This is a genomic window from Bradyrhizobium sp. UFLA05-112, assembly GCF_053572325.1.
In genome coordinates this window covers 30,786-44,230 of the sequence record NZ_JBANBK010000052.1, presented here as the reverse complement: position 1 = coordinate 44,230, position 13,445 = coordinate 30,786, and the positions used below count along the sequence as shown (strand labels likewise).

Below are 13,445 nucleotides of genomic sequence, written 5' to 3'. Positions count from 1 at the left end.
GATCGACGATGGCTTTTAGAGGGTGCAGTGACCCTTCTTCAGCGCATGCTCCTTCAGGGCGAGCGCGTCGACGAAGGTCGGAACGGAGCCGCTGACGCGGTGATAGTCGGACGGCCACGGCGTGGTCGGAAGGCTCTCGTCCCAGATCTGGCAAATGCCGGTGTTCTGCCAGCGGATCAGGTGATAGCCGGCGGCTTCAGCAGGGCTGGTGGCAACGAAGGCAGCAGCAACGCCGACAGCGGCACACAGCATGGAAAAACGACGCATGATAGCTCCTCAAATGAACGATGTGATGCTCCTCCCGACAATGTCTGGGGAGGCGTGGCGCGAGCCGTTTGGAGAATGCGGCCCGGACACCAGTTGAGTAGTTCCCTGGGCGCAACAGGTTCAAAGCAGGGGCGGTGGAAATCGCAGGAATTCGGCTTGAAACGAGGGGCATCGAGGCCGCCAACGAAAAGGCGGATGACGCTGTCCGCGCATCCGCCTCGCAAAATCGTTGCTCTTTGCTTTCCGCTTACAGCGTGCAGCGGCGCTCGCCCCGCAGCTTCAGCTGCACGTCATTGGCGGCGGTGAACGTCGGGAACGACTTGCTGACCACCTTGTAGGTCGATGGCCACTCCGTCGGCTTGTAACGCAGGTCCTCGTTCCAGATCTGGCAGATGCCGGTGTTGTCCCAGCGGATCACGTAATAACCGACCTTTGCCGACGCCGGCACGGCAAAGACCGATGAGGCGATGCCAGCGACGGCACAAACACTAAGAACGCGACGCATTGAAATATCCCCTTGCTGATGCGTGAAGTCCGCGAAACTCGTGCGGCAAAAGCAGGCCCGTTGCAAGCCGATGCCGCCGTGATTCACGCATATGTCAGTTGCGAAGAGTGAGGACCAGAGATCGTGCCGGGATCTCAGGTCATGCCGTGGAAACATATCGTTGCAACAATCCCGTCATTGCGAGCCACCGGGTCCGCGCAAAGCGCGGCCCGATGACAGGCTCCGCGAAGTGCTCCTCGCAATGACGATGTGGAGGCGCTGGTGCGCTGCTGCTTGCGACCGGCATCCGCCGCTCACTTCGCCAGCGACGCCACCGCCTCGATCTCGATCAGCATCCTCGGATCAGGGAGCGCGTGCACCACGCACGTGGTGCGCGCCGGATAGGGCGGCGGTCCGAGCGCGCCGGCATAGAGCGCGTTCATCGCTGCGACATCGGAGGCGCGGGTCAGCAGCACGTTGACCTTGGCGAGATCGTGCGTCGAGCTGCCGGCCTCCGTCAGCACCCGCTTGATGTTGATGACGACGTTGGCGAACTGCGCCTCGAAGCCTTCAGGCAGCGCGCCGTGGGCATCGAAGCCGGGAATGCCCGAGATGAACAGCAGATCGCCGACGCGGGTGGCAAAGGACAGCGGCGGCGCCTTGACGTGCGGCGGCGGTGCGAAATGCTGGATCGGCATGGGGACCTCCGAGCCCGAATAATGGATGGTGCAGCCTAACTGCATGTGAGCGACTTGCAATGACATCCCTCCATGGTCGGAAGGCCGCCTCGGCCCCCGCCGACAAAAATGTCGAAAACAACCCCATGCAAAGTAGAAATCGGCGGAAAGATGATATTCGGGAAGGCCGAAAAGACGGTTGACACGTCGGGCAAATCACCAGCACAATTCCATGCTGTACCCACCCGCGGGCAGGGTGCCGCGTGCAAGACACGTGAGCTTGCACTGAAGCTTCCACAACGTCATGGCCGGGCTTGCCCCGCCCATCCACGCATCGCCTACTGCACGAAGAATGTGGATGCCCGGGACAAGCCCGGGCATAACGAGCTCAAGTTGAGGCTCATATGCGATCGCGCCGCCTGCGGAGCCCCGAACTGGAGAGGGAGCATGTGGAGCAAGCGGGGAGGGGCGTGCGCGCGGTGCCTCCTGCTGTCGCCTGCCGAACATTTTGCCGCCGCGATCGATCGGGTAAATTCGCGCGTCCTGATTCGCTTTCCGTTGCCAAACATTTTTCGGAGCCGCTCATGAAGTTCTCATCCACCCTCCGCGCCGCGCTGGTCGCCATCGCCGCTTTCGCGGGCCTCTCCACCGCCGCGCAGGCCGACAGCGGCTTCGTGACGCTGACGATCTACAAGGCGGGCTGGATCATCGGCGGCTCGGGCGGGTCGGGCGTCCTGAACTTCCGCGGCCGCTCCTATCCGCTCTCGACCGGCGGCCTCGACTACGGCCTTGTGTTCGGCGGCTCCAGGACCGTGCTGCGCGGCCGCGTCTCCAACATCTTCCGTCCCTCGGATGTCGCCGGCGTCTACGGCGCCGCCGGTGCCGGCCTTGCGGTGGGTGCCGGCGCTAGGGCCATCGTGCTCACCAACCAGAAGGGCGCGGTGCTTGAGCTCTCCGGCACGCAAGTCGGCCTGATGGCGAACGCGGACCTCAGCGGTCTTGCGATCACGATGCGGTAGGGGGCTGGGTTGTAGGGCGGGCAAAGGCGCGAAGCGCCGTGCCCACCATCTTTCCTTGACCGAGGCAGAAGTGGTGGGCACGCTTCCGCCTTCGCTCTTCGAGCTACGGCGGACAAGTCGCTTTGCCCGCCTACGAACTGACCGCCGCATGAATCCGCTCGCAATGCGTGACGAGATTCTCGTGCGCATCGACGAAGGCCTTCAGCGGCGTCGGGATCGGGAAGAAGTGGATGTTGGCGAGAAAGCCATAGATGCCGGCATCGACGCTGGTCGGCGCCGCCCCGTGCACGAAACCCTGCGCTGGCACGATCTCGGCCAACACCTCAAGATCCGCGAGCCCGCGCGCATAGGCCTGCTCCGGCGTGTAGCGGCCGATCCCCTGATAATAATAGCGCTGCGCGTTGTAGGCCTTCGCCTTCTCCAGCCCCTCGGCATTCACTTTCGGATGCTGCACCATGAATGCATCGCAAAACGCCTGGACGTAGCGCTCGTCCTTCCAGCGCGAATAGGACATCACCCAGTAGAGATCATCCAACATGCGCGTGACGAGGAGATTGGTCCGGCGCTGCTCCGGTGACAGGCCGGCGTCGATGGTCAGGCGATATTTCCCGATTGCGTGCGAGATGATGGTCTCGCTGTCGCCGATCGTCTCGCCGTCATCGACGACATAGGGCAACTGCCCGCGTGGCGCGGCGGACGCATCGAATACGTGCTCGTGCACGAACGGCACGCCGGCTAGCTTCAGGAAGGCGTAGACCTTGAGGCCGTAGCCGTTGTTGTCGGCGACACCGAACAGTTCGGGGTAGGAATAGAGGGTCAGCATGGGTGGCGCTCCCCATTGTTCTACGGAAGCAGCATGCAAGGGCTTTGCGGCGGAAGCAATGGGGGGCGTCCGGCGTGGGGGTCCGTCATGGTTTCAGAACCTCATGGTGAGGAGGCGCGTAGCGCCGTCTCGAACCATGAAGGCCACGCTATCGCCCGTGGCCATCCTTCGAGACGACCGCTTCGCGGTCTCCTCAGGATGAGGTCGGAGCGTGGAGCGCAGCGACCCACGCCGCAAGCTCGCGCCAGGGCTGCAACGTCCAACTACCGGACGCAGCGCCGGACGGAGAGGCGAGCACGAACACGTCGGGAAATTGCCCGGCAGCCTGCTGCCTCCCAGCGAAATCATTGCGGACGGCTTTCCGTAGAACAAGCTCGCAGCCTTCTTGCTGGTGAAGGCAATCGTCTTCGGACGATACCGCTCCATCTTGATCCGAAACCCCGCCACGTCGATCGAGGCTGCCGGGATCTGGTGATCCATTCCCGCACCCGACTTGGAGAGATCGGTGAAGCCGATCCCGAGCGCGAGCAGTGCGGCGAACTCGCTGGGTTGATAGAGCCGTGGTGTAATGCCGGTCTCGTGGAGGGTGCGCCAGAAGCGGTTGCCGGGATGGGCGTAATAGTGCCCGAGGCTGGCTGAGCGCGTGCTGGCGGCGGTGCCGACGAAGACGAGGCGGAGGTTGGGGCGGAACTGATCGGGGAGGCGGTCGGAGTTGCTGTCGGGCATCTCAGTCGGGTCAATGAGTTGGTTCAATTGCACCGCATATGGCGCGGTGCAGGGGCCATTGCGCATTGCATTTTGCCGAATAGAATCACATCAGCATCGCTCCGTGAGAGGTTCAAGATGGCCATCAATAACGACAAGATCGACGGCGCGGCGTTGGCGTTGCTTTATTTGACTCTGCACGATGACTATCGTGCATGGAAGGGCATGGATTGGGACGTGCTCGGCCGCCTGCATGACAGGGGGATGATCCTCGACCCCGTCGGCAAGGTAAAGTCTGTCGTGTTCACGGACGAGGGACGCGAACGGGCGAAAGCGCTGTTCAACGAACTGTTCGACGAATAAGAGCTTGCGATGATCCGCGAAGAATTGGTGGCCGCCTATGCGGCACCTGGCCGCCACTATCATAACCTCGCGCATATCGAGGACTGTCTTGCAGCGCTCGCAGGGGTGGACGGTCTGTCTGCGGCCGAGCGCGAGATTTTGTCCGAAGCGATCTGGTGGCACGACGTTGTCTACGATCCGACCCGGTCGGATAACGAAGAGCTCAGCGCGCAACTGGCCGAAGGGCACGTCGGCGCCGATATCAGCCACGAGGTCGGCCGCTTGATCCGCCTGACGAAAACGCACGAGGTCGAGGCGGATGATCGCCTTGGAGCGATCCTGATCTCGATCGACCTCAGCATCCTCGGTGCAGAACCTGCGCGCTACGACGCCTATGCCGCCGCCATCCGGCAGGAGTTCATCCATGTCAGCGATCCCGACTATCGCGCCGGCCGCGCCAGGGTGCTTAGCCAGTTCGCCGCCCGCCCCGTTATCTATCCCGATGCAGGCTTCGCCGCGATATATGATCGCCGCGCCCGCGACAATCTCGCGCGTGAATTGGCTTCCTTGAGCTGAGGCTGCGCTCGCTGTCGCTTGGGTGCTTCTCTGCGGGCGTCAAATAGAAAGCCGGGCTTTCGCCCGGCTTCTTCACTGTCGAAGGTTGCCCGGGGCAAGCCCGGATAGGGAGTGGAGCGCATCACAACGCCCGGTTACTCTCCTTCACCTTCTCCGCATCCAGATACACGTTGCTCCCCATCTCCTTGAACTTCTCGCTCATCTTGGCCATGCCGTCTTCGATGGTACCGGCCACGGACATCCCCACGCTGTTCGGATCGTTCAACGTCGCCGCGTAATCCCGCACGTCCTGCGTGATCTTCATCGAGCAGAACTTTGGGCCGCACATCGAGCAGAAGTGCGCGACCTTGTGGGCTTCCTTCGGCAGGGTCTCGTCGTGGAAGCTTTTTGCGGTGTCGGGGTCGAGGCCGAGGTTGAACTGATCGGTCCAGCGGAATTCGAAACGGGCGCGCGAGAGCGCGTCGTCGCGAAGCTGGGCGGCCGGGTGGCCCTTGGCGAGATCAGAGGCGTGCGCGGCGATCTTGTAGGTGATGACGCCGGTCTTGACGTCGTTGCGGTCGGGCAGGCCGAGATGCTCCTTCGGCGTGACGTAGCAGAGCATGGCGCAGCCGAACCAGCCGATCATGGCGGCACCGATGCCTGACGTGATGTGGTCATAGCCCGGCGCGATGTCGGTGGTCAGCGGTCCAAGCGTGTAGAACGGCGCCTCGCCGCACTCCTTGAGCTGCTTGTCCATGTTGATCTTGATCTTGTGCATCGGCACGTGGCCGGGGCCTTCGATCATGACCTGGCAGCCCTTGTCCCACGCGATTTTTGTCAGTTCGCCGAGCGTTTCCAGTTCGGCAAATTGCGCGCGGTCGTTCGCGTCGGCGATCGAGCCCGGACGCAATCCATCGCCCAACGAGAAGGAGACATCATATTTGCGCATCAAGTCGCAAATTTCGTCGAAGTGGGTGTAAAGAAAACTCTCCTTGTGATGCGCCAGGCACCACTTCGCCATGATCGAGCCGCCGCGCGACACGATGCCGGTGACGCGGTTGGCGGTGAGGTGGATGTATTGCAGGCGCACGCCGGCGTGGATCGTGAAGTAGTCGACGCCTTGCTCGCACTGCTCGATCAGCGTGTCCTTGTAGAGCTCCCAGGTGAGCTGCACCGGATCGCCGTTGCACTTCTCCAGCGCCTGGTAGATCGGCACAGTGCCGATCGGCACCGGCGAGTTGCGCAGGATCCATTCGCGCGTGGTGTGAATGTTGCGGCCCGTCGAGAGGTCCATCACGGTGTCGGCGCCCCAGCGGATCGCCCACACCATCTTCTCGACCTCCTCCTCGACCGACGAGGTCACGGCCGAGTTGCCGATATTGGCGTTGATCTTGGTGAGGAAGTTGCGGCCGATGATCATCGGCTCGAGCTCACTGTGATTGATGTTGCTCGGGATGATGGCGCGGCCGCGCGCGATCTCTGAACGAACGAACTCCGGCGTGATGAAAGCCGGCACCGCTGCGCCGAAGCTTTCGCCATCGGCCAGCGCTTGCTCGGCGCGCTCGAGCTGCTGCTTGCGGCCGAGGTTTTCGCGTGCGGCAACGTAGATCATCTCCTTGGTGATGATGCCTGCGCGGGCGAATTCGAGCTGCGTGATCTTGTGGCCGTCGAGGCCGCGCAGCGGCTTGTGGTAGGCGGAGAAGGCGCGCGCGGCCTTGTCGGTGGAGACGCCGCCATTGTCCTCCGGCTTGATCGTGCGGCCCTCATATTCCTCGACGCCGCCGCGCTCCAGCACCCAGGCCTTGCGGTTGCGGGCAAGGCCGGCGTTGACATCGATCGTCACGCTCGGATCGGTGTAGGGGCCGGAGGTGTCGTAGACCGGCAGGTTCGGCTCGCCGGCGCCTTCCGAGAGGATGATCTCGCGGAGCGGCACGCGCAGATCGGGCGCGGCTTCCGGGGAGGCGAAGATTTTTCGCGAGGAGGGCAGCGGGCCGGTGGTGACGGCGGGGATGGTCTTGTCGGGGTTGGAGCGGATGTTCATGGGATCCTCCTTACTGATTCGTTGGCATCGCTGCGCGAGAGACAAATACCGCTGTCATCCCCGCCACCGGGTCTCGCCTTCGGCGAGCCCGATGACAGGCTCCAGCGGGGATCGAGTATTCCAGAGGCGGCGATGGGATACGGAGAGGCCGCGGCGTACTGGATCGCCCGATCAAGTCGGGCGATGACGGCGGAGTGTGGGGTGCGAGGGCTCGGAAAGAGGGCATCACGCAGCCTCCTTGCTACTGAGCCCAAGCCATTGTTTGACCCGGGCATCGGGGTCGGCGTTTTGCGTGACATCGCTGACGACGGCAATGGAATCCGCGCCCGCTGCAAAGATCTCCGCGGCATGCTCGAACTTGATGCCGCCGATCGCAACCAGCGGGATGGTGCCGACGCGCTTCTTCCATTCGGTGATCTTTGGAATGCCCTGCGGTTCGAAGCGCATCGATTTCAGCGTGGTGAAGAAGATCGGGCCCAGCGCGACATAGTCGGGCTGCGCGTCAAGCGCCGTCGCAAGCTCCGCATCGTCATGGGTGGAGATGCCGAGCGTCAGGCCGGCATCGCGGATGGCCTTGAGGTCGGCGTCGACCAGGTCCTCCTGGCCGAGATGCAGATGCTTTGCGCCCGCGACGATCGCCGCGCGCCAATAATCGTTCACGACGAGCCTGGCTGGCGTGTCTTTCGTCACCGCGAGCGCATCGCTGACGATCTGGAGCGCTTCGGCGTCGTTGAGATTCTTGGCGCGGAGCTGGATCGTGCCGACGCCGAGCTTGGCCAGGCGCTCGACCCAGGCGAGGCTGTCGACGACGGCGTAGAAGGGATCAGGATACGCGTTGCGATCAGGATACGGCATGCCAGAACGGGGTCCCAACGACAGGGGTTGACGGGGAGGCGAAGTCGCGGGCGTCCATCAGCCCGGCTTCATAAGCGGTGCGGCCGGCCTCGACGCCGAGGCGGAAGCCGTTCGCCATCGCCACGGGATCGGCGGCTTTGGCGATCGCGGTGTTGAGCAGCACGGCGTCATAGCCGAGTTCGAGCGCATGCGCCGCGTGGCTCGGCGCGCCGATGCCGGCATCGACGACCAGCGTGATGTCGGGCAGCCGCTCGCGCAGCAGTTTTAGCGCGTCGCGGTTGGTGATGCCCTTGGCGCTGCCGATTGGCGCTGCCCACGGCATCACCACCTTGCAGCCGGCGTCGACCAGCCGGTTCGCGACGGAGAGATCCTCGGTGCAATAGGGGAAGACTTCAAAGCCGTCCTTGATCAGGATGGCGGCGGCTTCAACCAGGCCGATGACGTCGGGCTGGAGCGTGTCGTTGTCGGCAATCACCTCCAGCTTGATCCAGCTGGTGCCGAACAATTCACGCGCGAGCTTTGCGGTGGTCACTGCCTCGCGCACGCTGCGGCAGCCGGCGGTGTTCGGCAGCACCGTGACGTCGAGCTCGCGGATCAGGTTCCAGAAGGCATCGCCCGTCTTGCCGCCCGCGGCCTCGCGGCGCAACGACACGGTGACGATGTTCGAGCCCGATGCGCGGATCGCCGCCTGCATGATCGCCGGCGAGGGATAGAGCGCGCTGCCGATCAGCAGGCGGGAGGCGAAGGATTTGCCGTAGAAGGTCACCATGTCGAAGGTGTCTCCTCAATTGACGCTGTCGTCCTGGCGAAGGCAGGGACCCATAACCACGGGGCTTTGATGTGACGGTCGGTCGTTCCCCTCATGCAGCTGTCATCCCCGCGAAGGCGGGGATCCAGTATTCCAGAGGCGGCGCGGCTAGAACCGAGAGGCCGCGGCGTACTGGATCGCCCGGTCAAGCCGGGCGATGACAGCGGAGTGTGGGGTGAGTTGGCCATCATCCCATCACCCTCCCTGCCGCGGCGTGATGATCTCGATCTCGTCGCCGTCCCTGAGGCTCGCCTCGGCCCAGCGGCTTTTCGGTACCACGTCGTAATTGAGCGCTATCGCGAAATGCGTGCCCTCGTAGTCGAGCTCGGTGAGCAGCGCGTCGACGCTCACTGAGTTTACCTCGCGTTGCTCGCCGTTGATGATCAAACGCATTGGACGATCACGCGCATTGCATCACCTCATTGTCGATCTGGCCGCGCTCGATGTAGGCGAGCGTCAGCTCGGCGAGTGCCGGCGCGAGCAGGAAGCCATGACGGTAAAGCCCGTTGACGGCGATCCTGTCGCCGCGAACGCCGATGCGCGGCAGATTGTCTGGAAAGGCTGGACGAAGACCGGAGCCGAATTCGACGATGCGGGCTTCGCCGAAAGCGGGATGCACCGCATAGGCCGCGCCGAGCAGCTCCAGCGCCGAGCGGACGCTGACGCCGGTGTCCTCGGCCTCGATCGAGGTCGCGCCGAGCATGAACAGGCCGGCCTCGCGCGGGATCACGTAGAGCGGCCAGCGTGGATGGATCAGCCGGACCGGGCGGGCGAGCTGCACCTCGCTGGTCTCGATCAGGATCATCTCGCCCTTGACGCCGCGCAACTCCGATTGTTCCTCTCGCGCGGCAAGCCCGCGGCAGTCGATCACGATGCCGTCGAGATCCCCGGCGCTGACGTCGCTGGAAAACTTGATGGTGCCGCCGGCGGCGCGGATGCGCTCGTGCAGCTTTGGCAGCACGCGGCGCGGCTCGACATGGCCCTCGGTCGGGAAGAACAGCGCCTCGCGGAAACGTCCCTCAAGTGACGGCTCGAGCGCGGCAAGGCCGGCGGCGTCGAGCCGCTGATGGCCCTCAGTCATCCTCGCAAAGCGCTCGAAGTCGTTGCGCTCGCGCGGGAGCGCCACGACCAGCGAGCCGTTGAACGGGGTATCCGGCAGCTCGCGCCGCCAGATGTCGAGGGAGCGCAGGCCAAGCCGGCTGATGATGGGCTCGGCCACCTCGGCCTCGCAATACGGCGCGAGCATGCCGCCGGCCCAGTGGCTGGTGGCGTCCGTCATGGCCGCGTCACTGCGCTCATGCAGAGTGACGGCGTGGCCAGCCTGCGCGAACAACAGCGCCTGCCAGGCCCCCGCGATGCCTGCGCCGATAATGGAAACCGGTGAATCCGGTCGTTTGGTCGTCTGGTACATCCCTGTCCCTTCGCCGGCATGACCCGGATCAGGTTCAAAGGGTCACCGCGGTCCTGGGTGTTCCCACCCATTTAGCGGTATCTCAGCTCCTCCTCGGAGCACCCCTCGGAACGGCGCTAATGTATGCCAGTGACGCTGTGTGTCAACGTGGTATCCCCAATCGTGCCCCGGACGCAACGCGGCAGCGGTGCGCCGCAGAGCCGGGCCCCACAAGGAGGGAACTGCTGGGTCCCGGCCCTGCGCAGCAGCGTTTCACGCTGCAGCGCGTCCGGGACACGAAAGCTACTTCCGGGCCTGCGCCCTTGCGTTGGCGAGGTTTCGTGCCACACGCTTGTGTGGGGCGGACATGATGGGCTGCGGATTGCCGTTCGGCTCGAGCCAGGCATTGCCGAACGCATCGCCCTGCTGCGCCATCTGCATCCGCTGCTGCTTTGCGGCGTAGTAATAGCCGCCTGCATAATAACGAATAGCTCGGCCGTAATCGCCATTGGCGGCGCGATAAGCGCCGGCGAGATATTTCACGGCATAGGTGAGATTGGTCTCGGGATCGCGCAGGCCGGCAGCATCCCCGGTGTAGCCGACGCCGCGCGCGGTCGCGAGCTTGATCTGCATCAGCCCGATCGTGCCGCCATGGCCGATCAGATGCGGCTGATAGCGGCTTTCACGCACGATGACGCGATGTACCAGCGCCTCCGGCACGCCGTTCGCGCGCGCGTGCGCCGCAACCATCTCGGCATATTCCGCTTCGCCCGCGACTGCAGCGTGAGGCAATGACAGTCCAGCCGCGATTGCGGCGGCAACGATTAAAGTTTTCATCGAACATCTCTCGGTCGAATTGACCTGCGTCCGCTCGCGTTAGGCCTGTGGAACACGGCGATGATGTGGCGAAACGCCGCCGTCAAAGATTTCGGTCGCGCCGTCGTCTTTACGACTTAAACATGCGTTAAGTTCGCTGCAGGTGAGGTGCAACAGACTGGGGCCGCACGCGACAGCGGACCTGTCCATTCGCGCATCTGCCCAACAACATATAAGAAACACGCATCGGGAGAGGTGTCATGACCAGATCAGATTTGATGCAATCAGACCTGACTCACTCTGACCTGATCCAATCGGACATCGGCGAGATTCCCAGGCAAAACCCATGCGCGCAATGCGGCACGCCGATCGCGCACCCCGACTGGATCGAGCCGGGCAATGGCCGGGTCTCCTATCTCTGGAAATGCCGCGCCTGCGGCTATCGCTTCGAGGCGATCGCGATCTACGACGAGCCGGTTCACGAGCACGCGCTCGCCGCCTGAAGCTGCGCGCATGATCTCCTTACACCTCTCCCCGCTGGGGAGAGGTGGCTATCACGCCGCCAGGCGGTTCGGTTGCCAGATCGGCAGCTGCATGCGCACGGTCAGGCCGTTCGGCTGGCGATCGTGCAGCGACAGCTCGCCGCCATGGGCGACCGCGATCGCACGTGCGATCGACAGCCCGAGCCCGAAGCCGGTGGTGTCGTCCATGTTGCGCGCGTCGTCGCCGCGCACGAACGGCTCCAGCATCTCCTGCTTGCGCTCGTCGGAAATGCCGGGGCCGTCGTCCTCGACATCGATGGTGAGCGTGGTACCGGAGACCTCGAGGCGGATCGTCACCTCGGCGCCGAAGCGCACCGCGTTCTCGACGAGGTTGGTGATGCCGCGATGCAGGTCGTCTGGACGCGCCGCGGCGGTAGCCTGCGCGGGGCCGTCGTAATGCACGGTATGACCCATGTCGGCGAACTGGTCGGCGATCAGCTGCAGCGTGCTTGCGATGTCGACCAGCGTCACCGCCTCCATCCTGCGGTCGTTGCGCAGCAGCGAGAGCACCGATTCCAGCATCGCCCGCATCTGGTCGAGGTCGACCAGCATGCGCTTGCGATGCGTCTCGTCCTCGATGAACTCGGCGCGCAGGCGCAGCCGCGTGATCGGCGTGCGTAGGTCATGGCTGATCGCCGCCAGCATCTTGGTCCGGTCGGCCATCAGTCCCGCGATCCGCTCCTGCATGCGGTTGAGCGCGCGCGCGACCGAGCGGATCTCCTCGGGCCCGCGCTCGGGCAGCGGCTCGGCGGTGCCGTCGAGGCTGAAGCCTTCGGCGGCGCGCGCAAAGGATGACAGCGGGCGAGCGAGCGCATGCGCTGCCCACAGGCCCAGCATGGTGACGCTGATCAGCGCGAATAGCAGCGTGATCGTCCAGGGATTGGCCCAGAAGCGCGGCGGATGATCAGGTTCGACGTGCCCGGCGATCGTCGTGCCGTCGGGCAATTCGACTCCGAGGCGATGCACGCCGCCTTCAGGCGCGAGCGTCATCACCTTGTAGCCATGGCCGAGATGCCGGCGCATGCCATGCAGATGCGGACCTTCGGTGTCCTCGACGACTGTGGCCGTGCCGGGTGCGAGCACCTCGAGATCAAGCTTCGGGAACGCGCGGGCGATGTCGGCAAGCAGCCGCGGCCGCTCCTCGCTTGCGGCGCCGCCGAGCAGCAGTGCGGCATCCGCGAGGTGATGCGCGCCGTCGGGCGGCATCTCGGCGCGGTCCGGCCGGCTGATCAGGAAGCTGGCGGTCAGGATCAAATGAAGCGCGATGATCGACGCCACAACGAGGGCGGCGATCTGTCCGCCGATGCTCCTGAGATGGAAGAACCCGAACAAACTCATGGCGGGGCGCTCGAGATCAGCTGTTCAGGGGCGCCGCAACCGCTTCCGTCCTCGGCGTGAACAGATAGCCGCCCGAGCGCACCGTCTTGATGATGGTGGGATCCTGCGGGTTGGGTTCGATCTTGCGGCGGATGCGACTGACCAGCACGTCGATGGAGCGCTCGAACGAGCCGGTGGCGCGGCCCTGCGTGAGGTCCAGAAGGCTGTCACGCGACAGCACGCGGCCGGGCCGCTCGCAGAAGGTGCGCAGCAGGTCGAACTCCGCGCTCGTCATCGCGACGCGCGCGCCGTCGGGGTTGCGCAACTCGCGCAGCCGCAGGTCGATGCGCCAGCCCTCGAAGGCCAGCGTGCTCGCGCCTTCGATCGAGCTGGCGGCCTGCGCCGCAGCCTGCCGGCGCAGCACCGCGTTGATGCGCGCCAGGAGCTCGCGCGGATTGAACGGTTTCGGCAGGTAGTCGTCCGCGCCCATCTCGAGCCCGACGATGCGATCGACGTCCTCGCCGCGCGCGGTCAGCATGATGATCGGCGTCTGCGCCTCCGAGCGCACCTTGCGGCAGAGGCTTAAGCCGTCCTCGCCGGGCAGCATGACGTCGAGGATGATCAGGTCGACGCGATGGTCGGCCATCGCGCGCGTCATCTCGCGGCCGTCGCTGACGGCGGTGACGTTGCAGGCGTTGTTGCGCAGATATTTCGCAATCAACGTCCGGGTTTCGCGGTCGTCCTCGACGACCAGGATGTTGGGCGAAGGAATGGCCATGTGCTCTGTTTGTCGGAGATTCGGTC

16 protein-coding genes, 1 pseudogene and 1 riboswitch are annotated in these 13,445 nt (G+C 64.4%); of the genes and pseudogenes, 4 read left to right on the top strand and 13 right to left on the bottom strand.

Annotation, left to right across the window (positions count from 1 at the left end; all coding sequences use genetic code 11):
- Positions 1-15: 15 nt before the first annotated feature.
- The 3 genes from SO180_RS26880 to SO180_RS26870 all read right to left on the bottom strand — a co-directional run bounded on the left by SO180_RS26880 (position 16) and on the right by SO180_RS26870 (position 1,449).
- The gene (locus SO180_RS26880; protein WP_449381851.1) at positions 16-267 is read right to left on the bottom strand and encodes a hypothetical protein; all 252 of its coding nucleotides are present in this window, start codon (positions 265-267) and stop codon (positions 16-18) included.
- Between the two features lie 247 nt (positions 268-514).
- Entirely contained in the window at positions 515-772 is a 258-nt protein-coding gene (locus SO180_RS26875; RefSeq protein WP_449381850.1) for a hypothetical protein, read from the bottom strand.
- A gap of 293 nt (positions 773-1,065) precedes the next feature.
- On the bottom strand, positions 1,066-1,449 hold the full coding sequence (locus SO180_RS26870; protein ID WP_449381849.1) for a RidA family protein: 384 nt from the start codon (positions 1,447-1,449) through the stop codon (positions 1,066-1,068).
- A 563-nt stretch (positions 1,450-2,012) separates the two neighbouring features.
- On the opposite strand from SO180_RS26870, the gene SO180_RS26865 reads away from it, so the two are divergent.
- Positions 2,013-2,447 carry a hypothetical protein gene (locus SO180_RS26865; RefSeq protein ID WP_449381848.1) on the top strand — a complete coding sequence of 145 codons (435 nt, stop codon included), beginning with the start codon at positions 2,013-2,015 and terminating at the stop codon, positions 2,445-2,447.
- A 130-nt stretch (positions 2,448-2,577) separates the two neighbouring features.
- Here the strand turns inward: SO180_RS26865 and SO180_RS26860 are convergent, their stop codons facing one another.
- Positions 2,578-3,270, bottom strand: coding sequence for a glutathione S-transferase family protein (locus SO180_RS26860; RefSeq protein WP_449381847.1), 693 nt, complete (start codon positions 3,268-3,270; stop codon positions 2,578-2,580).
- Between the two features lie 193 nt (positions 3,271-3,463).
- Positions 3,464-3,996 (bottom strand): annotated as a pseudogene (locus tag SO180_RS26855) (mismatch-specific DNA-glycosylase).
- Positions 3,997-4,113: 117 nt separating this feature from the next.
- Here SO180_RS26855 and SO180_RS26850 point away from each other — a divergent pair.
- Together SO180_RS26850 and SO180_RS26845 are read left to right on the top strand one after the other, a co-directional pair.
- Positions 4,114-4,338, top strand: coding sequence for a DUF6429 family protein (locus SO180_RS26850; RefSeq protein ID WP_449381846.1), 225 nt, complete (start codon positions 4,114-4,116; stop codon positions 4,336-4,338).
- A 9-nt stretch (positions 4,339-4,347) separates the two neighbouring features.
- Positions 4,348-4,893 carry an HD domain-containing protein gene (locus tag SO180_RS26845; RefSeq protein ID WP_449381845.1) on the top strand — a complete coding sequence of 182 codons (546 nt, stop codon included), beginning with the start codon at positions 4,348-4,350 and terminating at the stop codon, positions 4,891-4,893.
- Positions 4,894-5,014: 121 nt separating this feature from the next.
- Here the strand turns inward: SO180_RS26845 and thiC are convergent, their stop codons facing one another.
- The 6 genes from thiC to SO180_RS26815 form a co-directional block, all read right to left on the bottom strand.
- Positions 5,015-6,913: a phosphomethylpyrimidine synthase ThiC gene (gene thiC / locus SO180_RS26840; RefSeq protein WP_449381844.1), complete on the bottom strand. Its 1,899-nt coding sequence runs from the start codon at positions 6,911-6,913 to the stop codon at positions 5,015-5,017.
- Between the two features lie 225 nt (positions 6,914-7,138).
- Positions 7,139-7,768 (bottom strand): thiamine phosphate synthase, encoded by a 630-nt coding sequence (locus SO180_RS26835; protein WP_449381843.1) that lies wholly within the window; start codon positions 7,766-7,768, stop codon positions 7,139-7,141.
- Complete coding sequence (locus SO180_RS26830; RefSeq protein ID WP_449381842.1) at positions 7,755-8,537, bottom strand: thiazole synthase; 783 nt, start codon at positions 8,535-8,537, stop codon at positions 7,755-7,757. The genes SO180_RS26835 and SO180_RS26830 overlap by 14 nt, the downstream gene beginning before the upstream one ends.
- A gap of 234 nt (positions 8,538-8,771) precedes the next feature.
- The gene (gene thiS, locus SO180_RS26825; protein WP_449381841.1) at positions 8,772-8,969 is read right to left on the bottom strand and encodes a sulfur carrier protein ThiS; all 198 of its coding nucleotides are present in this window, start codon (positions 8,967-8,969) and stop codon (positions 8,772-8,774) included.
- A 7-nt stretch (positions 8,970-8,976) separates the two neighbouring features.
- Positions 8,977-9,987 (bottom strand): FAD-dependent oxidoreductase, encoded by a 1,011-nt coding sequence (locus SO180_RS26820; protein ID WP_449381840.1) that lies wholly within the window; start codon positions 9,985-9,987, stop codon positions 8,977-8,979.
- A riboswitch (TPP riboswitch) is annotated at positions 9,975-10,103 on the bottom strand. (Overlaps the previous gene by 13 nt.)
- 166 nt (positions 10,104-10,269) lie before the next feature.
- Positions 10,270-10,803, bottom strand: coding sequence for a transglycosylase SLT domain-containing protein (locus SO180_RS26815; RefSeq protein WP_449381839.1), 534 nt, complete (start codon positions 10,801-10,803; stop codon positions 10,270-10,272).
- A 239-nt stretch (positions 10,804-11,042) separates the two neighbouring features.
- On the opposite strand from SO180_RS26815, the gene SO180_RS26810 reads away from it, so the two are divergent.
- Complete coding sequence (locus SO180_RS26810) at positions 11,043-11,285, top strand: hypothetical protein (protein ID WP_449381838.1); 243 nt, start codon at positions 11,043-11,045, stop codon at positions 11,283-11,285.
- A gap of 51 nt (positions 11,286-11,336) precedes the next feature.
- On the opposite strand, the gene SO180_RS26805 is transcribed toward SO180_RS26810, so the two are convergent.
- Together SO180_RS26805 and SO180_RS26800 are read right to left on the bottom strand one after the other, a co-directional pair.
- Positions 11,337-12,662 (bottom strand): ATP-binding protein, encoded by a 1,326-nt coding sequence (locus SO180_RS26805; RefSeq protein WP_449381837.1) that lies wholly within the window; start codon positions 12,660-12,662, stop codon positions 11,337-11,339.
- Between the two features lie 16 nt (positions 12,663-12,678).
- Entirely contained in the window at positions 12,679-13,419 is a 741-nt protein-coding gene (locus SO180_RS26800; RefSeq protein ID WP_027522390.1) for a response regulator, read from the bottom strand.
- Positions 13,420-13,445 lie beyond the last annotated feature (26 nt).